Origin of the sequence: Mycobacterium sp. AT1 (assembly GCF_002043095.1) — a bacterium.
In the GTDB taxonomy this organism is placed as follows: Bacteria; Actinomycetota; Actinomycetes; order Mycobacteriales; family Mycobacteriaceae; genus Mycobacterium.
This window is the reverse complement of sequence record NZ_MVOC01000035.1, coordinates 62,661-80,432: the sequence shown is the minus strand read 5'-3', so window position 1 is coordinate 80,432 and position 17,772 is coordinate 62,661. Positions and strand designations below refer to the sequence as shown.

Annotated in this window: 20 protein-coding genes; 9 read left to right on the top strand and 11 right to left on the bottom strand. The window is 66.8% G+C overall.

What is annotated here, in order from left to right; genetic code table 11:
* Positions 1–170: 170 nt before the first annotated feature.
* From B1790_RS16240 to lmeA, 5 genes are all read right to left on the bottom strand, one after another.
* On the bottom strand, positions 171–473 hold the full coding sequence (locus tag B1790_RS16240; protein ID WP_056560256.1) for a DUF1416 domain-containing protein: 303 nt from the start codon (positions 471–473) through the stop codon (positions 171–173).
* 1 nt (position 474) lies between these two features.
* Positions 475–1,308, bottom strand: a complete 834-nt coding sequence (locus B1790_RS16235) for a sulfurtransferase (protein ID WP_079924305.1) — start codon at positions 1,306–1,308, stop codon at positions 475–477.
* Positions 1,309–1,345: 37 nt separating this feature from the next.
* Positions 1,346–1,810 (bottom strand): DUF4395 domain-containing protein, encoded by a 465-nt coding sequence (locus B1790_RS16230; RefSeq protein ID WP_079924304.1) that lies wholly within the window; start codon positions 1,808–1,810, stop codon positions 1,346–1,348.
* Positions 1,811–2,017: 207 nt separating this feature from the next.
* Positions 2,018–2,437, bottom strand: a complete 420-nt coding sequence (locus B1790_RS16225; protein WP_079924303.1) for a thioredoxin family protein — start codon at positions 2,435–2,437, stop codon at positions 2,018–2,020.
* The gene (gene lmeA, locus B1790_RS16220) at positions 2,434–3,231 is read right to left on the bottom strand and encodes a mannan chain length control protein LmeA (protein ID WP_079924302.1); all 798 of its coding nucleotides are present in this window, start codon (positions 3,229–3,231) and stop codon (positions 2,434–2,436) included. The genes B1790_RS16225 and lmeA overlap by 4 nt, the downstream gene beginning before the upstream one ends.
* Positions 3,232–3,417: 186 nt before the next feature.
* Here lmeA and B1790_RS16215 point away from each other — a divergent pair, with 186 nt between their 5' ends.
* The 6 genes from B1790_RS16215 (at position 3,418) to pstB (ending at position 9,126) form a co-directional block, all read left to right on the top strand.
* Positions 3,418–4,203, top strand: a complete 786-nt coding sequence (locus B1790_RS16215; RefSeq protein ID WP_079924301.1) for a response regulator transcription factor — start codon at positions 3,418–3,420, stop codon at positions 4,201–4,203.
* A complete protein-coding gene (mshD, locus tag B1790_RS16210; protein WP_079924300.1) occupies positions 4,200–5,084 on the top strand; it encodes a mycothiol synthase in 885 nt (294 codons plus the stop codon). The genes B1790_RS16215 and mshD overlap by 4 nt, the downstream gene beginning before the upstream one ends.
* Before the next feature lie 124 nt (positions 5,085–5,208).
* Positions 5,209–6,330, top strand: coding sequence for a phosphate ABC transporter substrate-binding protein PstS (gene pstS, locus B1790_RS16205; protein WP_079924299.1), 1,122 nt, complete (start codon positions 5,209–5,211; stop codon positions 6,328–6,330).
* A gap of 48 nt (positions 6,331–6,378) precedes the next feature.
* On the top strand, positions 6,379–7,428 hold the full coding sequence (gene pstC, locus B1790_RS16200) for a phosphate ABC transporter permease subunit PstC (RefSeq protein WP_079924298.1): 1,050 nt from the start codon (positions 6,379–6,381) through the stop codon (positions 7,426–7,428).
* Positions 7,425–8,339: a phosphate ABC transporter permease PstA gene (gene pstA, locus B1790_RS16195; protein WP_079924297.1), complete on the top strand. Its 915-nt coding sequence runs from the start codon at positions 7,425–7,427 to the stop codon at positions 8,337–8,339. The genes pstC and pstA overlap by 4 nt, the downstream gene beginning before the upstream one ends.
* 10 nt (positions 8,340–8,349) lie before the next feature.
* Positions 8,350–9,126 (top strand): phosphate ABC transporter ATP-binding protein PstB, encoded by a 777-nt coding sequence (pstB, locus tag B1790_RS16190; RefSeq protein WP_079924296.1) that lies wholly within the window; start codon positions 8,350–8,352, stop codon positions 9,124–9,126.
* Here pstB and B1790_RS16185 read toward each other — a convergent pair.
* Entirely contained in the window at positions 9,123–10,097 is a 975-nt protein-coding gene (locus B1790_RS16185; RefSeq protein ID WP_079924295.1) for a zinc-binding alcohol dehydrogenase family protein, read from the bottom strand. The two genes, pstB and B1790_RS16185, sit on opposite strands and share 4 nt — an antisense overlap.
* A gap of 81 nt (positions 10,098–10,178) precedes the next feature.
* On the opposite strand from B1790_RS16185, the gene B1790_RS16180 reads away from it, so the two are divergent.
* Positions 10,179–10,697 (top strand): MarR family winged helix-turn-helix transcriptional regulator, encoded by a 519-nt coding sequence (locus B1790_RS16180; RefSeq protein WP_079924420.1) that lies wholly within the window; start codon positions 10,179–10,181, stop codon positions 10,695–10,697.
* Here the strand turns inward: B1790_RS16180 and phoU are convergent.
* The 4 genes from phoU to B1790_RS16160 all read right to left on the bottom strand — a co-directional run bounded on the left by phoU (position 10,691) and on the right by B1790_RS16160 (position 15,860).
* Complete coding sequence (phoU, locus tag B1790_RS16175; protein ID WP_079924294.1) at positions 10,691–11,359, bottom strand: phosphate signaling complex protein PhoU; 669 nt, start codon at positions 11,357–11,359, stop codon at positions 10,691–10,693. The genes B1790_RS16180 and phoU overlap by 7 nt on opposite strands.
* A 91-nt stretch (positions 11,360–11,450) precedes the next feature.
* Positions 11,451–13,472, bottom strand: a complete 2,022-nt coding sequence (locus B1790_RS16170) for an LCP family protein (RefSeq protein ID WP_079924293.1) — start codon at positions 13,470–13,472, stop codon at positions 11,451–11,453.
* 217 nt (positions 13,473–13,689) lie between these two features.
* The gene (dusB, locus tag B1790_RS16165; protein WP_079924292.1) at positions 13,690–14,823 is read right to left on the bottom strand and encodes a tRNA dihydrouridine synthase DusB; all 1,134 of its coding nucleotides are present in this window, start codon (positions 14,821–14,823) and stop codon (positions 13,690–13,692) included.
* A gap of 29 nt (positions 14,824–14,852) precedes the next feature.
* Positions 14,853–15,860, bottom strand: a complete 1,008-nt coding sequence (locus B1790_RS16160; RefSeq protein WP_056560204.1) for an acyl-ACP desaturase — start codon at positions 15,858–15,860, stop codon at positions 14,853–14,855.
* Positions 15,861–16,073: 213 nt separating this feature from the next.
* Between B1790_RS16160 and B1790_RS16155 the strand changes: the two genes are divergently transcribed.
* Complete coding sequence (locus B1790_RS16155; protein WP_079924291.1) at positions 16,074–16,523, top strand: hypothetical protein; 450 nt, start codon at positions 16,074–16,076, stop codon at positions 16,521–16,523.
* A 136-nt stretch (positions 16,524–16,659) separates the two neighbouring features.
* Positions 16,660–17,121: a hypothetical protein gene (locus B1790_RS16150; RefSeq protein WP_079924290.1), complete on the top strand. Its 462-nt coding sequence runs from the start codon at positions 16,660–16,662 to the stop codon at positions 17,119–17,121.
* On the opposite strand, the gene B1790_RS16145 is transcribed toward B1790_RS16150, so the two are convergent.
* Complete coding sequence (locus B1790_RS16145; RefSeq protein WP_079924289.1) at positions 17,122–17,706, bottom strand: TetR/AcrR family transcriptional regulator; 585 nt, start codon at positions 17,704–17,706, stop codon at positions 17,122–17,124.
* Positions 17,707–17,772: the final 66 nt, after the last annotated feature.

Genomic DNA, 17,772 nt, shown 5'->3' with positions numbered 1-17,772 from the left:
CGCGTAGACGGCGAACCAGGTGATGACGACGACTGCCACGATGAGCAGAATCTCGAAGAAGAGAACCACGTCGTCGATTCTAGTTGCGCTATCCAGCAGTGCGGCGACCGGGGGTTCCGGCTCGGCAGCGGTGCCCACGACTCACGCGGGCACCGCTCCTCGGGTGACGCTCAGGCGACCTTGACGTCGACTTCGTGGATCCCGGCGCCCGACGGCGCGACGCTGGCATCGCCGTTGCCCGCGGGGGACAGGGCGCGCAGCGTCCAGGTGCCGGGGGCGGCGAAGAAGCGGAAGTCGCCGGTCGCCGACGCGACGACCTCGGCGGTGAACTCGTCGGAGGCGTCGAGCAGGCGCACGAACGCACCGCCGACGGTCTGACCGGCACCGTCGACGACGCGACCGGTGATGACCGTTTCCTTTTCGAGGTCAACGCTGGCCGGCAACGTCAGTCCTTGCTTGGGTGCAGAGCACATATCAACTTCCCAACTCGATCGGGGCGCCCACGAGGGAGCCGTATTCACACCAACTACCGTCGTAGTTCTTGACATTCCGATGTCCCAACAGTTCCTGCAGGACGAACCAGCTGTGCGAGGAGCGTTCCCCGATGCGGCAGTACGCGATGGTCTCCTTGGAGCCGTCCAGACCCGCGGCTTCGTAGAGCTTGGCGAGGTCCTCGTCGGACTTGAAGGTGCCGTCCTCGTTGGCGGCCTTGCTCCACGGCACGTTGACGGCGGTGGGGATGTGGCCGGCGCGCTGGCTCTGCTCCTGCGGCAGGTGGGCGGGGGCCAGGATCTTGCCGGAGAACTCGTCGGGGGAGCGGACGTCGACGAGGTTCTTGGTGCCGATCGCGGCGATCACTTCGTCGCGGAACGCGCGGATCGCGGTGTTCGGCGCCGAGGCGGTGTAGGACGTGGCGGCCCGGTCGGGGACGTCGGTGACCAGGGGGCGGCCGTCGAGTTCCCAGCGCTTGCGGCCGCCGTCGATCAGCTTGACGTTCTGGTGGCCGTAGAGCTTGAAGTACCAGTAGGCGTAGGCGGCGAACCAGTTGTTGTTGCCGCCGTAGAGGACGACGGTGTCGTCGTTGGCGATGCCCTTGTCCGACAGCAGTTTGGAGAACTGCTGCTGGTCGACGAAGTCGCGCTTGACCGGGTCCTGCAGTTCGGTCTTCCAATCAAGCCGAACGGCGCCGGCGATGTGGCCGTCTTCGTAGGCGCTGGTGTCCTCGTCGACCTCGACGAAGACGGTGTTGGGGGCGTCGAGATTGTTCTCGGCCCACTCGGTGCTGACCAGGACGTCGGAACGTGCCATGGATGAAATCCCTTCGGTTGCTTCAGTATTCGACAGGTTAGGCGGGGTGCGCAGTGGTACGGAGGTGGGAGACGAGCGGGTAGAGCCGACAGCCGAGACAGATGCCGAAGGCAGCGTTGAGGAAGGCCGCGACCAATGCGAGTGCGGTGGCGGCCAGGCCAAGCGCCACCAGCCCGGTGGCGAAGCCGACGGCTCCGGCGACCGCGAACACCAAGCCGACCAGCTGGGCGAACTTCAGTGGCGGCACGGGCTCGCGCTCGGTCACCGGACCAAGCCGGGGCGCGACGAACGCGGCGAACACCCGGCCGAAGGGGTGCTTGCGCGGGCCGCCGAGCGCGCCGACGGCGAACACCGCCGCCTGGATCCCAAGCAGAATCGCGGCCGCAACCGAGCTATACGCCGACACCAGCAGTGCGATCACCAGTACCGCGGTGGTCACCCACGCCGTGAAGCGTGGTCCCCGGACGTCGACCTGGTCTGGTGTGGTGCTCTGGTTCGGCAACGGTGTACTCCTGCTGTTGTGACGAGGCTGGGCGTGGGCATGCCTGAGCGGCTGCTCCGAGGCGACGCGCGGTGCGCGCAGCTACTCAGCAGCTACAACAACGACAACAGAAACCCGCGACGCGGCACAGATCTACTGCGCGGCGCTTGGTGAGCTCGTGCTCAACGCGGGTGGACACGGCCGAGAGCTTACCCAATGACAGGGCCGTCAGGCCAATAGCGGTTCGAGAGCGGACCGCAGGTCAGCGGCCTTGGGTACGCCCGAGCTGCGGTACCGCTGCCGACCGTCGGCGTCGAAGATGAACGTCGTCGGCAACGACAGCACCGAAAGCTCGCGCGCGGCCGCCGGATTGGCGTCCATGTCGATCTCGACGTGAGCAACCGTGGGGAGCTCGGCGCAGACGTCGTCGACGACCCGCCGCACCCCCGCGCAGGGTCCGCACCACTGCGCGCTGAAGTGCACGATCGCGGGCTTCCCCAGCGGCAGGCCCAGATCGGGAACGGCGGCGGAGGCATCCCAGGTACTGCGCACGACGCCGTCGCGCCTGGTGAGCACGCGTCCGACGACGACAGACACCGTCAGTGCCACGATCAGCACCGCGACGACCAGGACAAGTGTGACGCTCATGGCTGTCTAAACCCGTCGAGCGCCACCGTTACTCCCGTGGAGATGCCCTCGATGATGATGTCGGAGCCACGCGCGCCCTCGGTGGTGGGGGCAAGCCCGAACGGCAGCTTCATGCCCGGCATTCTGGTGCCGAACGCGGCGAGGACGGCCGCCTTCTTGTCGTCGGGCACCTGTTCGTCTGCCGTGCCCGGACCCGTCAGCACGTCCGTGGCGCTGAAGACGAGTGTCGTGACGTCGTCCTCGGGCGTCGACAGGTCTACCGACACACTGACTCGCTCGTCGAACCCCGCCGCGGTCGGCGTTCCGGTGAACACCAGCCCGTGACTGCCGGAGATGCCCGACTCCGTCGTCCCCCCGGTCGCGTCGTTGGTCTCCTTCGGCGGGGCTTCCACCAGCAGATCCTTGATGCCCATGAACCGCCCGACGTGCGTCGAGTCGACGATGAGGCGGCTTTCCAGCTTGCCGACCGGCAGCGTGGAGTTCGGGCCGATCAGCCACGACGTCTCGGTCAAGTCCACCGAGTGCATCGTCGCCTCGATGGACGCCTTGCCGACGACGGGGTGGTCGACGCCACCCGCCCTGATCTCCACCTCGCGGTAGTGGTGGCCCGTGGCTTGGGTGACGAAGGGGAATCCGAGGATGCCCACCCACGGGTCGAATGGCAGATGGTTGGCCGATCGCACGCTGCGCGCCCAGCGGAACTCCGCATAGATGGCGGTCCCGAAATCGACGCCGACGGCTCCGACGGTCAGGGTCGTGACCGTGGCGACGAGTCCGATCAGCACCTTGCGCACCCGGACATTCTGGCCTACTCGGGTGCGCTCCAACCGTTCGGCGCGGCTAATTCGCAGGTTGCACGCTATCGTTATGCGATCGTCGGCCGGTAACGGCGACGTGTCAGCCATGAATCTGGGAGATTGCCCGGACTTGTCGACGTAGATGATGTCGGGTGATCTTCCCGAAGTGCGCTGGAGGACCCGTTGGATCTGTTGCTACTGACCCTCGACCCGCACCCCGAGTCGGTGCTGCCGTCGTTGGCGCTTCTGGCGCACAGCGTCCGGGCCGCCCCGACCGAAGTGTCGTCGCTGCTCGAAGCGGGTACCGCTGACGTTGCCATCGTCGACGCCCGAACCGACCTCGCCGCTGCGCGGGGACTGTGCCGGCTGCTGGGCACCACCGGCACGGCGGTCCCCGTCGTCGCCGTGGTGAACGAAGGCGGACTGGTCGCGGTCAACGTCGAATGGGGTCTGGACGACATCTTGCTTCCCAGCACCGGCCCGGCGGAGATCGACGCCAGGCTGAGACTGCTGGTCGGGCGTCGCGGCGGGGCCGCCGACCAGGAAAGCGCGGGCAAGGTCAATCTCGGCGAACTCGTCATCGACGAGGGCACCTACACCGCCCGGCTTCGTGGGCGTCCGCTCGATCTCACGTACAAGGAATTCGAGCTGCTCAAGTACCTGGCGCTGCACGCAGGCCGCGTGTTCACCAGGGCGCAGCTGTTGCAGGAGGTGTGGGGCTACGACTTCTTCGGCGGCACCCGAACCGTCGACGTGCACGTGCGACGGCTCCGCGCCAAGCTCGGCCCCGAGTACGAATCGTTGATCGGCACCGTGCGCAACGTCGGCTACAAGGCCGTCCGGCCGGCGCGAGGCCGCCCACCGGTGCCCGAGGCCGACGCCGTTGACGACTACGACGACGCGGACGCCTACGACCAGGATCCGGCCGGTTTCGCCGACGGACTGAACGACCCGCTGCGAGCCAAGTGAGCGTAATCGGTTGGCGGACTGCCCTTTCCGATGCCGACCAGCAACGCGTCAAGGCCGTCGTCGATGCCGCCCGCGCTGCCGACGGGACGGCTCCGGTCGGTGACCAGATTCTCCGGGAACTGCCAAGGGACCGCACCGGGCACCTCGTCGCCGAAGCCGACGGCGACGTCGTCGGCTACCTGAACCTGGCCCCTGCCACGACCGACGCGCCACCCATGGCCGAGGTCGTCGTCCACCCCGATGCCCGTAGGCAGGGGATCGGTTCGGAACTGATTCGCACGGCCTTCGCCGAAGGTGGCTCCGGCACCAGGGTGTGGGCGCACGGCAACCTCGAACCTGCCCGCGCCACCGCCGCCGCACTGGACCTCGTCGCCGCGCGGGAACTGCTCCAGATGCGCCGCCCACTGCGCGACCTGCCGGAGGTCAAGGTCTCCGACGGCGTGCTGCTGCGGACCTATGCCGGACCCGAGGACGACGCCGAGCTGCTGCGTGTCAACAACGCCGCCTTCTCCTGGCACCCCGAGCAGGGTGGTTGGACCGAGGCCGACGTCGCCGAGCGCCGTGGCGAGCCGTGGTTCGACCCCGAGGGGTTGTTCCTGGCCTTCGACCCGACGACCGACGCCCTTCTCGGCTTTCACTGGACCAAGGTTCACGGGCCGACATTGGGGGAGGTCTACGTCGTCGGCGTCGACCCGAGCGCCCAGGGGCGCGGTCTCGGCGCGACGCTCACGCTGGTGGGCTTGCGTCATCTGGCGGACCGACTCGGCGAGGCCGCCGACGTCACCCTTTACGTGGAGGCTGATAACTCGGCCGCCGTCAAGACGTACGAACGGCTGAATTTCGGGGTCTTCACCGCGGACGTGGCGTACACCCTCCGTTAGTCCTCAACTGTGAATTCGCTGAGGCTGTTCACTGCTCGTTCACCTTTCGTCAGCGACCCGTCCACCGGCGCCGAATACGTTGCCGTGGAGTCCTGAGGCAGACAAAAAATCGAAAGTGGGATCAGTGAAGCTCAATCGCTTTGGCAAGGTGCTTGGCACGGGCCTGTCGGCCGTGGCCCTCGTCACGATGACTGCCTGTGGCAGTGACAACAACTCCGGAAGCACCTCGAGCGCCGCGTCGGGATCGTCATCCTCCGCTGCCGCCGACTGCGGCGGCAAGGCCGCGCTGACCGCCGAGGGCTCCACCGCCCAGCAGAACGCCGTCGCCGAGTTCAACAAGGCGTGGGGCCAGGCGTGCTCCGGCAAGTCCCTGTCCTACAACCCCACCGGCTCCGGCGCGGGTGTCACGCAGTTCCTCGCCAAGCAGGTCGACTTCGCCGGCTCGGATTCGGCGCTGGCCGCCGACCAGGTCGCGGCGGCCACCGAGCGTTGTGGCGGCAACCCGGCGTGGAACCTGCCGCTGGTGTTCGGCCCGGTTGCAATGGCCTACAACGTCGAGGGCGTCGACAAACTGGTGGTCACCCCCGACGTGCTGGCCAAGATCTTCACCGGTGCCATCACCACGTGGAACGACCCGGCCATCGCCGCGCTCAACGGCGGCGCGACTCTCCCCGACACCAAGATCACCCCGATCTACCGTTCCGATTCGTCGGGCACCACCGACAACTTCCAGAAGTACCTGACCGCCGCGGCGCCGCAGACGTGGACCAAGGGAGCTGGCAAGGAGTTCCAGGGTGGCGCGGGCGAAGGCGCCCAGAAGTCCTCCGGCGTCGTACAGGCGGTGCAGGCCACGCCGGGTGCCATCGGGTACGTCGAGAAGAGCCCTGCGGCCGCGGCGAACCTGCCGTTCGCGCAGATCGACAGCGGTGCGGGCGCGGTCGAACTGACCGACGAGACGACGGCGAAGGCCGTCGGTGACGCCAAGTTCAAGGCCGAGGGCATGGACCTCACCCTGGACCTCGACGCGCTCTATGCCTCGAAGGAAGCTGGCTCCTACCCGTTGATGCTGGCCACCTACGAGATCGTCTGCTCCAAGGGTTACGACGCCGATACCGCCGCAGCGGTGAAGTCGTTCCTGACGGTGTCGGCCAACCAGGGTCAGGCCAACCTGTCGGCGGCCGGCTTCGTTCCCCTGCCCGACAGCTTCAAGGAGCGGTTGCTCAAGTCCGTCGACGCAATTGCCTAGACGGTTGGCATACCGCCACCAACGCGGTGAGGATGGGTTCTGGAAGCAATGACCGACAACGGGATGACAGTGACGACACCGAACCCAACCGGTGCGGGATCGGGCGAAGTAATCGCTTCGCCCTTCCCGTCCCCGGACCCCATCTCCACCAACCCCTCGAAGGGTGCCAAGGTGCGCCTGGGGGATCGCATCTTCGGCGGTCTGGCGCAGGGTGCTGGCATCGCCGTCGTCGTCCTGATCGCGGCGATCGCGGTGTTCCTGCTGTGGCGCGCAATCCCCGCGCTCAGCCGTAACGAGGCGAACTTCTTCACCTACGGCGGGAACTGGATCACCACCGACACGTCGAAGATGACCTTCGGCATCCTGGATCTGATCCAGGTGACGATCTTCGTGTCGCTGTTCGCGCTGGTGCTCGCAATGCCGATCGCGCTCGGCATCGCAATCTTCTTGACGCAGTACTCGCCGCGGCGACTGGCGGGACCGCTGGCCTACGTGGTCGACCTGCTGGCGGCGGTGCCGTCGATCGTCTACGGCGTGTGGGGCCTATACGTGCTGGCTCCGGTGCTCAAGCCGTTCGCCGTGTGGCTCAACACCAATCTGGACTGGTTGTTCCTGTTCAAGACGGGCACGGCGTCGGTGGCGGGTGGCGGCACCATCTTCACCGCGGGCATCGTGCTGGCGGTGATGATCCTGCCGATCATCACCGCCGTCTCCCGTGAGGTCTTCATGCAGACGCCACGGGGACAGATCGAGGCCGCCCTCGCGCTCGGCGCCACCCGATGGGAGGTCGTCAAGACGACGGTCCTGCCGTTCGGACTGTCGGGCTACATCAGCGGTGCCATGCTCGGCCTCGGCCGCGCACTGGGTGAGACCATCGCCCTGCTGATCATCCTGCGCGGCACGCAGACGGCCTTCGGCTGGTCGCTGTTCGACGGCGGCTACACCTTCGCCAGCAAGATTGCCTCCGCGGCAAGCGAATTCAACGACCAATACAAGGCTGGCGCCTACATCGCGGCGGGTCTGGTGCTGTTCATCCTCACGTTCGTGGTGAACTCGCTGGCTCGTGCGGCAGTAGCCGGAAGGGGAGCGAAGGCATGACCGCCACACTCGACACACCCGTCAAGGCGTCGACGTTCCAGGGCGTCAGCGCCAAGCGCAAGCTGACCAACAACGTTGCGACCGTGCTCGTCTCGGCGTCGGTTCTGGTCGCACTGGTCCCGCTGATCTGGGTGCTGTACTCGGTCGTCAGCAAGGGACTCGCGGCGGTCACCTCGCCCGTGTGGTTCACCAACTCGCAGGCGGGAACCACTGCGTTCTCGCCGGGCGGCGGTGTCTACCACGCAGTCATGGGCACGCTGCTGCAAGGTTTGGTGTGCTCGCTGATCTCGATTCCCGTCGGCGTGATGGTCGCGGTGTACCTCGTCGAATACGGCGGCGGAACGCGATTGGGCAAGATCACCACCTTCATGGTCGACATCCTCACCGGTGTCCCGTCGATCGTGGCCGCGCTGTTCATCTACGCGCTGTGGGTCGCCACGCTGGGGTTCGAACGGTCCGGCTTTGCGGTGTCGTTGGCACTGGTCCTCCTGATGATTCCGGTCATCGTGCGAGCCACGGAGGAGATGCTGCGGATCGTGCCGATGGATCTCCGTGAGGCGAGTTACGCACTCGGCGTGCCGAAGTGGAAGACCATCGTGCGCATCGTCATCCCGACGGCGTTGTCGGGCATCGTCACCGGCGTCATGCTGTCGCTGGCCCGCGTGATGGGCGAGACCGCGCCGCTGCTGATCCTGGTGGGCTACGCCGCGTCGATCAACTTCGACATGTTCGCCGGATTCATGGGTTCGTTGCCCGGCATGATGTACGACCAGATCTCCGCCGGTGCCGGCGCCAGCCCGATCCCCACCGACCGACTGTGGGGCGCAGCCCTGACGTTGGTGCTGCTGATCGCCATTCTCAACGTCGCGGCGCGTCTGGTCGCAAAGATCTTTTCTCCCAAGAAGGTTTAGGAGTTCTACCGTGGCGAAGCGCCTCGATCTCAAGGACGTCAACATCTACTACGGCGCGTTCCATGCCGTGGCCGACGTGGCACTGTCGGTGCAGCCGCGCAGCGTGACGGCGTTCATCGGCCCGTCGGGTTGTGGCAAGTCGACGGTGCTGCGCACCCTCAACCGCATGCACGAAGTGATCCCCGGTGCCCGCGTGGAGGGCTCGGTGCTGCTCGACGGCGAGGACATCTACGGCGCCGGCGTCGACCCGGTCGGTGTTCGCAAGACCATCGGCATGGTGTTCCAGCGGCCAAATCCGTTCCCCACCATGTCGATTCGCGACAACGTGGTGGCCGGCCTGAAACTGCAGGGCCGGCACAGCAAGAAGGCCCTCGACGAGGTCGCCGAGCAGTCCCTCAAGGGTGCCAACCTGTGGAACGAGGTCAAGGACCGGCTCGAGAAGCCCGGCGGCGGACTGTCCGGCGGCCAGCAGCAGCGGCTCTGCATCGCCCGCGCCATCGCCGTGCAGCCCGACGTACTGCTGATGGACGAGCCGTGCTCGGCTCTCGATCCCATCTCGACGCTGGCCATCGAGGATCTGATCTCGGAGCTGAAGCAAGACTTCACCATCGTGATCGTGACGCACAACATGCAGCAGGCCGCCCGCGTGAGTGATCAGACCGCGTTCTTCAACCTCGAGGCAACGGGCAAGCCCGGCAAGCTGATCGAGATCGACGACACCGAGAAAATCTTCTCCAACCCGACGCAGAAGGCGACCGAGGACTACATCTCGGGCCGCTTCGGTTAAGGGGTCAGCACGATTCGGGTGCCCGACGGTTCCTTTGCGGTCCACGCACTTTCGACGTCGGCGAGCGATCGGGCCTCGACGCCCAGCTGCAGTTCGCCCGCCGCGACCATCGCGAACATCTTCGGCAGTGCCTCGGCTCGAATGCGCCCGATGACCTTTGGTGGGATGCTGCCGAGGCCGACTCCGCTGATGGTGATGGCGGCGCTGCGCAGGATGCCTGCCGGCAAGGTCATCGTCAGGCCTGCCATCGACCCGATCTGCGCATAGCGGGTGTGGTGATACCGGGCCGCCAGTTCGCTGGTGCCGAGAGCGTCGAGCACCTGCTCGGCGGGCTCACCCCACAGGTAGTCGAGTATCGCGTCGAAGGGACGCTCGGCGTGCAGGCTTGCCACCCGGGCGCGTAGATCCTCGTTGCCGATGGCGATCGCGTCGTCGGCCCCGACGGTGCGCAGCCAGTCCAGTCGAGTGGTGTCGCGGCCCGCCACGACCACCCGCCCGGCGCCGAAGGCGGACTTGGCCAGCTGAACGGCGGTCGAGCCGGTGACGCCGGTGGCGCCGAGCACCAGGACGTTGTCGCCGGGGCGGATGGCGGCCGCATGCTCCAGCGACATCCAGGCCGACACGCCTGGGTTGGGGATGGCTGCGGCGGTGACGGAGTCGACGTCATCCGGTATGACCACCACGCCGTGCGGGTCGACCAGGGTGCGCTCGGCCATCATCCCGTAGGGCTTGAGTGCGCCGGTGTAGACGCGGGTGCCGTCCTCGAGGCGGGCCACTCCGTCCGCTCCGGGGATGACGGGCAGTGTGAGTTCCTTGCTGGCGTAGTGCTTTCCGGACACCAGCCCCTTGGTGAGGTTGGTCAGTGCCGACGCCTCGACGGTGGCGACGACGCCGCCGTCACGCGCGACGGGTTCGGGATGGTCGGTGTAGATCGGTGCCCGACCCCATTCTTCGACAACGGCGGCCTTCATCGGTGACTCCTTCGTTTCGGCAGAAATAGTTTCTACGGAAACAATGTACGACGGCGCGGCGGTGATGGCAAGATGGTTTCCGTGAAAACCAAGTCGGCGCTCATCGCGGACGTCAGCCATCTGCTCACCGCAGTGGGAGACAAGTTCGACCTGGAGATGACCGGTGCCGAGGATGGCGACGCCGAACGCGACTTCGTGGTGGCCCACTGCCCGGCCCGGCTCGAGGCGACGGTGCGCGACCTGCCGTCGTCGGCGATGCACCTTCTCGCCGTGATCGCCGAAGGACCCGTCGGCGTCGTCGGGCTCGCCTCCCGTTCAGGTCAGCTGAAGGGAACCGTCTCCAAGTACGTGCAGCGGCTCGTCGAGGCGGACCTGGTGACGCGCACGGCGGTACCCGGCAACCGCAAGGAGGTGCAGCTCGCGCTCACCGGCGACGGCGAGCTGGTCGTCGAGGCCCACCGACGCTTGCACGACGAGATGGACCAGGGAATCCACGACTTCCTGAAGCCCTACGGGAACGCCGAACTCCAGGTCGTGGCGACGGTGCTTCGCGATCTGCTGGCCGCCACGAAGGACGGCGTGCGGATCAGGCGTCACTGAGCGGAGGAGAGGGCTTCCTCGTCGGGGAAGCGGCCCGTGACCTGGAAGATGACGCGTCGGGCCACCTCGACCGCGTGGTCGGCGAACCGCTCGTAGAACCGGCTCAACAGCGTGACGTCGACTGCCGCGATCACGCCGTGGCGCCATTCGCGGTCCATCAGAACCGAGAACAGGTGGCGATGGAGGTCGTCCATCGCGTCGTCCTCTTCGCGGATGCGCGCCGCCTTCTCGGGGTCGCGGGTGACCAGCACCTCCTGGGCGCTGTTGCCAAGGTCAACGGCCACTCTGCCCATTTCGGCGAAGTACCCGTTGACCTCCTCGGGGAGGACGTGCTGCGGGTGGCGGCGGCGGGCGATCTTGGCGACGTGCAGCGCCAGCGCACCCATCCGGTCCACGTCGGCGACGATTTGGATGGAGCTGACGATCGCGCGAAGGTCACCTGCGACGGGGGCCTGCAGTGCGAGGAGGACGAATGCGGACTCCTCGGCACGCGCGCTCATCGCGGCGATCTGTTCGTGGTCGGTGATGACCTGCTCGGCAAGAACCAGGTCGGCCTGGAGGAGGGCCTGGGTCGCACGCTCCATGGCTACACCGGCAAGGCCGCACATTTCACCGAGCTGGTCCGTCAAAGATGCCAGTTGCTCGTGGTAGGCGGTACGCATGTATTGAGCCTACGGGCTGAGCCTCGGGATCGTCATGCCCTCGTGGATGAACGAAAGGTGAATGCCACCTGCCAGGATGGCGCTCGGCAGGTCACTCGCAGGTGGTATCGGCGGCGTTGGTCACGGTCAAGTCCTCCGGCAGATGTGAGGTCTCGCTGCTGCGATCGTGCACCACGTGAACCTGCACCGACGACCCGCTGGGCGACGGGGGGTTGACCGAGCTGAAGTCCGAGCCGAGCACCACGCGGATGACGTTGCCCATGCCGGACACCCGCTCGATCGCGGGGATGGCCGGAACGGCGAACGACGACGCGACGGTGGCGGCGGCCTGTTCGTTGCCGGAGGAGAAGAACACCGTCGTGGAGTCCAGCGGGCCCGGGTAGTCGTCGGGGGTGTCGACGTTGAACCCGTGCTGCTGAAGATCGCTGGCGGCCGTGGACGCCAACCCGTCCTCGCCGGTCGAGTTGGACACGCGCACGGTGATGTCACCGGGGCTGGTGGTGACGGCGTCGACGAGCTCTCCGTTGGTGTCGTCGGGCGCGGGGATTGCGGCCTGGGGCGTCGTCCCAGGTGCGGCCGGGGCGCCGACGTTCTTCTCCTCGGGGAGCGGGTCGTCGTTGATGATCGCGTCGAACAGGCTGCGCATGTCGTCGGTGCGGGGCACCTCGTTGCCGTATTCGTCGGCGTAGCCGACCGTCGGCACCGTCACGAACGTGATGCGTCCGACGTTGACGCCTTGGACTGACTGGCCGAGGTCGACGAGGTCCTTGGTTTGGATGTTGTCGACGTAGCTGTCGTTGATGAAGAGGTTGACCACGTTGTTGAGCTTGCTGAGGGAGAAGAACGTGTCCTTGGAGATCAGCGAGCGCAGCAGCGACGACAGGAACAGCTGCTGACGCTTGATGCGGCCGTAGTCGCCGTTGGTCTCGGTGGTGACCTGCCTGGCTCGGACGTACTGCAGCGCGGTGTGCCCGTCGACGACTTGGCGGCCGGCGTTGGGCAGCACCGTGCCCAGTTCGTAGTCCTCCAGCGGAGTGGTGGAGCAGACCTCGACGCCGCCAAGCGCGTCGACCATCTTGGCGAAACCGGCGAAGTCGACGGCCATGAAGCGGTTGACCGACAGCCCGGACAGCTTCTGGATGACCTTCACCAGGCACTTGGGCCCGCCGACGGCGTAGGCCGAGTTCAGCTTGGTCTCGGTGTAGACCTTGTCCATCCCGTAGACGGGGGAGTCGGGGTCGGTCGCGGGTCCGTACGTGCTGGTCGTCGGGTCCCAGTGCTCGCACTGCATGGGAGTGATCGACAGGTCGCGCGGAAACGACACGGCCACAACGCGTTTGCGGTTGGCGGGGATGTTGACCAGCATGATGGTGTCGGACCGGGCGCCCGCCGCGTCGTCGGTGGTGCCCGCGCCCATGTCGCTGTTGGTGCCGATCCGGCTGTCGGTGCCGACGATCAGGAAGTTCTCGTCGCCGTATTGGGCACCTGGGTCGACGATGTCGCGTGAGTTCGGATCGAGCGCCGCGACCTTGTTGAGGTTGTGGTTCTTCGTCGACTGCCATTGCCACGCCGCACCGGTCATCGCCAGCGCGAGGACCGCGATGAGCGCTGCCGCGACGCGGCCCATCACCATCGCGGTGTGGCGGCCGCGGTGCGACGGGGGATCCGCGGGCGCGTCGACCGTGTTGCCGAACGGCACTAGCTCGTCGCCGAAGATTTGCTCGGGGGTTGCGGGTTCCCTGCCGAGGTCAGTCAGGTCGGGAAGTTCGGAGGCGTGCGATGGAACGACGGGGATGACGGCGGTGTCGGCCTCGCGGGCGGCCTTGTCGCGGCTGCCAATCTCGTGGTCGGGCGGTTCCTCGGGCTTGGGTTCGGGAGCCGTGCCTGCGATCTTCGCGATCAGGTCGGCGACCGTCACTCCATCGGTGTGATTGCCCGCCGAGGCGGACGATGTCGTCTTCGTGCGCTCCCACGGCGCGGCGCCTGGCGCCGGCCGCGACGATCGGGTAATCCAGTCGTTGACGGGCTTTTCGGACTTCTCGGCACCTGACGTGGCGTCGTCGGGCTCGCTCCGTTGCCGACGACCGGGAGCGGCGTTGTCGCCGTCACTCATGTCCTGTCGGCCTCCGACCGTGTGGAAGCGGTGCGTCCTGGGTGCACCGATCGAGCTCGTCTGCTTCTAGTCTTTTAGCAGCACGTCAGGGGCTTGGCCAATCGAAGCCGGTCGGTCCCTGCCGCAGTGGTCCCCCATCGTACTGAGACAACCCGATGCGGAGCCAGTCCGAGACGGCGTCAGTGGCGTCTCGAAGGCGTCTCGTTCGAGAGCGGAGTCAGCCCCCAGAGTGCATGACGTCGGCTCCCGAGGGCACCGTGCAGTCGTCCGGATCGCGGAGCCAGCCCTCGGGAAGCGTCACCGAGCCCGGTGAGCCCTGACGCCCACGCGGGCCCTCGGCTGCGGGCGGAAACGGCACGTCGGGTTCAAGTTGAGACAGCAGTACGTCGAGCTCGGCAAGCGTCTTGACCAGGGCCAGCCCACGGCGAAGGTCGGCGCCGGCGGGGAACCCGTGCAGATACCAGGCGACGTGCTTGCGGATGTCGCGCATGCCCTTGTCCTCGCCGAAGTGGGCGGCGAGCAGCTGACCGTGGCGGCGCGCGATGTCGGCGACCTCACCGAGGGTGGGCGGGACGGGCGCGTCGACGCCGTTGAAGGCCGCCGACAGTTCGGCGAACAACCACGGCCTGCCAAGGCAGCCGCGGCCGATGACGACTCCGTCGCAGCCGGTAGCGGCCATCATCTTCAGGGCGTCGTCGGCGACGAAGATGTCGCCGTTACCCAGCACCGGGATGCCAGTCACGTGCTGCTTGAGCTCGGCGATCTGGTTCCAGTCGGCGGTGCCCGAGTACCGCTGCGCCGCGGTGCGGGCGTGCAGCGCGACGGCGGCCGCGCCTTCCTCGGCGGCGATGCGTCCCGCGTCGAGGTGAGTGTGGTGGTCGTCGTCGATGCCGATCCGAAACTTCACGGTGACGGGAATCCCGGTACCCGCCGTGGCCCGCACCGCTGCGGCGACGATCTGACCGAACAGCTTGCGCTTGTACGGAAGCGCAGCACCGCCGCCGCGCCGGGTCACCTTGGGCACCGGACAGCCGAAGTTCATGTCGATGTGGTCGGCCATGTCTTCGTCGACGATCATCTTGGCCGCGGCATACGTGGTCGCGGGGTCGACGGTGTAGAGCTGCAGGGAGCGCGGCGACTCGTCGGGTCCGAACGTCGTCATGTGCAGCGTGCTCTCGTTGCGTTCGACCAGCGCCCGAGCCGTCACCATCTCGCAGACGTAGAGGCCGCTGACCGTGCCGGCCCTGGCGAGCTCGAGCTCGCGGCACAGCGTGCGGAACGCGACGTTGGTGACGCCCGCCATGGGCGCCAGGACGACGGGGCTGCGCAACGCGATCGGCCCGATCTGCAAGACAGGTCGGGCCGACTGCTGGGGTGGAGCTAGGACGCCGCTGATGATGACGTCACCAACAAGTTCTTCATTTCCTTCTTCTCCGCCATCTTGCGTTCGCGTTCGAGGCGGCGCTCCTTGGCGACCTCGAACTTCTGGCAGGTCTCCTCGAGTTCCTCGACGAGCTTGCCGAGGTCGTCACGCATCTCGGCGGCTTCGCCGGTGAAGTCCTCGCGCTCGAAGATCCGCCACTTCTTCAGGACGGGCATGACCACGTCGTCGAGGTGGATGCGCGGGTCGTAGACGCCGCCGACGGCGATGACGACGGCCTTGCGCCGGAACTCCGGCACCGTGTATCCGGGCATCTTGAAGTTGCGCAGCACCCGGTGCAGCGACTTCATCGCCTGGTTGGGCGCGAAGTCCAGACCGGCCGCGCTGACGTCGCGGTAGAAGATCATGTGCAGGTTCTCGTCGGCCGAGACGCGCTGCAGCAGCTGGTCGGCGACGGTCTCGTTGCAGGCCTTGCCGGTGTTGCGGTGCGACACCCGGGTGGCCAGCTCCTGGAACGTCACGTAGATGACGGAGTCGAAGAGGCTTTCGGCGAACATCTCGCCCTGGGGGCCCTGGCCGGGGCTGAAGCCGCGGGTGACCTGCTCGACGCGCAGCTCTTCCAGCTCGATCGGGTCGATGGCGCGGGTGACGACGAGGTAGTCGCGCAGCGCGATGCCGTGGCGGTTCTCCTCCGCCGTCCAGCGGTTGACCCAGAAGCCCCAGGGGCCGTCCATGCTGAAGTTCATCGCGATCTCGCGGTGGTAGGACGGCAGGTTGTCCTCGGTCAGCAGGTTCTGCAGCATCGAGACCTGGGCGACCTCGGAGAGCTTCGACTGATCGGGATCCCAGTCCTGGCCGCCGAGTGCGTAGTAGTTCTTGCCGTCGGACCACGGGATGTAGTCGTGGGGGTTCCAGTCCTTGCGCATCCGCATGTGGCGGTTGATGTTCTGCTCCACCACTGGCTCGAGTTCGTGCAGCAGCTGCAGGTCGGTCAACTCCGTCGACATGAACCCTCCCAGTTATCTGTATCCGTTGGTTGCACTCAATATATCTGTGTCCCTCGGTGACATCAAGTTCTCCGTCCGAGGTGTCATCAAGTCGTTGTCAACGGCTCTCCCGCAATCGCACGGCCAGGGTAATATCCGTCGATGAACGACCCCGCCATGGCAAACGCCATTTGGTGGCTGCGCTCACGCTTGACGTCGAAAGGTCACTCTCACGTGAACAAGATCTTGGTTGCCGGTGTCGGCGCGTTGGGGTCCGCTGCCGTGGCCTTGGCTCTCGGCGGGGGCGTCGCGTCGGCCGATGACGGCGTCGTCGGGCAAACCTATGCGGACGCGAAGGCGGCGCTCAGCCAGCAGGGAATGGCGCCCGTCGTGGCGTCGACCGTTGGGGATCGCAAGGATTGGGACAACTGCATCGTCACCAGTGCGACCCCGGCGTCGGGAATTGACGGGTTTGGCAACCAGGCCAACCGCAAGATGAACGTCAACCTCAACTGCTACGCCAAGTACTCGACCGGTCAGTGGCCCGGCTTCTCGCTGCAGAGCCCGGAGGGTCAGAAGATCTACCAGGCCGACCTGGCAGCAAAGAAGCAACGCGAGGCTGAGGCGGCGGCCGCGGCGCAGCAGTCCGAGGAAGAGCAACTGGCCGTCGTGGGCGGCGAGTAACCGCCGACTCTAGCTCCCACGTCTTCGCCCTCCTGCCACTTCACTTTGGGTGGCGGGAGCCGCTGCGGCGCGGGACAGAGGGCGGTACTATCCCCGCGAGCAGGCATTGTGACTCCGCGGACAGATAGGGCTAGAAGTGAAGAAGCTCCTCGTTGTTGGTTCTGGCGCCATTGGTGCTTTGGCTGTATCGGCGCTGCTCGGCGGTGGGGTGGCCGCGGCCGACTCCTATGCGGGCCAGACGTATTCGGATGCATCCTCCGCCGCCAGTGATGCGGGCCAGACGGTCGTCGTGGCCGCCCGCACCGGCGACAAGCTGTCCGAGGGCGACTGCATCGTCGACCGGTCGCAGACCGCACCGTTCGCCAGCGCGAACGACGGCGCCCACGTGTCGGACACCGTTCAGTTCTACCTGAACTGCAACGGCGGCTACGCGACGGCGACCACGCCTGGCCTGTCGCAGGGGAGCGAAGAGGGCCGCGCGGCCAAGTCGGCGGCCGACGAAGAAGAAGCCAAGGCCCAGGCGGAGGCTCAGGCGGCGCAGGACGCGACCGACGAGCTCATCGGCGACGGCCAGAGCCCCGGTACCCCCGGCGAGTAACTAGTGGCTGGCCGCCCGGCTGAGCAGCATCTCGACGCAGTAGTCGATGAACTGCTCGCGGGTGGCCTCCAGGCTGCCGTTCAGGTAGGCCGTGAACAGGGCCGTGAGTGCGCCGACCAGTCCGGTGGCGACCATGGCCTGTACCGCTGAGTCGGTGATTCGCGTCAGCTTGTGCTGAATCAGTTCGATGAAGCTGGGCATCCATTCCGCGCCCGACTTCGTCAACACCGGCTCGCGCTCGGGTGCGATCAGCAGCACCCGACCCCGAACCGGATCGTCGACCATGAGTGCGACGAATCTCTCGACGGCGTCCCGTGGCGTAGTCGACGCGGTGAGTGCCGTCATCGCGGTGCCGCAGACGTGGTCGTAGACCGCCCTGACGAAGTCGTCACGGTCGCCGAAGCTCTCGTAGAAGTAGCGTTCGGTAAGTCCCGCGGCGCGGCACACGCCGCGCACCGTGAGCGCGCCACCCCCCGCGCCGCCGAGGACGTCCACGCCGGCGGCGATCAGTTCGTCGCGGCGGAGAGTCTGCCGATCCTGCAGGGGGACACCGGACCAGCGGCCCCGTCGTTGACCGGAAGGCACATCGCTCCTAAACTCACAATGACAACGCACGTAGTCAGAAATTCGTCGGCGCCAGGAGAGGTCACC

What these genes read in the sequence shown, in the direction of transcription:
- B1790_RS16240 (WP_056560256.1), bottom strand. Translation starts at nt 473, where the DNA reads ATGTGCTCTGCACCCAAGCAAGGACTGACGTTGCCGGCCAGCGTTGAC.
- B1790_RS16235 (WP_079924305.1), bottom strand. Translation starts at nt 1,308, where the DNA reads ATGGCACGTTCCGACGTCCTGGTCAGCACCGAGTGGGCCGAGAACAAT.
- B1790_RS16225 (WP_079924303.1), bottom strand. Translation starts at nt 2,437, where the DNA reads ATGAGCGTCACACTTGTCCTGGTCGTCGCGGTGCTGATCGTGGCACTG.
- pstC (WP_079924298.1), top strand. Translation starts at nt 6,379, where the DNA reads ATGACCGACAACGGGATGACAGTGACGACACCGAACCCAACCGGTGCG.
- pstA (WP_079924297.1), top strand. Translation starts at nt 7,425, where the DNA reads ATGACCGCCACACTCGACACACCCGTCAAGGCGTCGACGTTCCAGGGC.
- B1790_RS16185 (WP_079924295.1), bottom strand. Translation starts at nt 10,097, where the DNA reads ATGAAGGCCGCCGTTGTCGAAGAATGGGGTCGGGCACCGATCTACACC.
- phoU (WP_079924294.1), bottom strand. Translation starts at nt 11,359, where the DNA reads ATGCGTACCGCCTACCACGAGCAACTGGCATCTTTGACGGACCAGCTC.
- B1790_RS16170 (WP_079924293.1), bottom strand. Translation starts at nt 13,472, where the DNA reads ATGAGTGACGGCGACAACGCCGCTCCCGGTCGTCGGCAACGGAGCGAG.
- B1790_RS16160 (WP_056560204.1), bottom strand. Translation starts at nt 15,860, where the DNA reads ATGTCGACGGAGTTGACCGACCTGCAGCTGCTGCACGAACTCGAGCCA.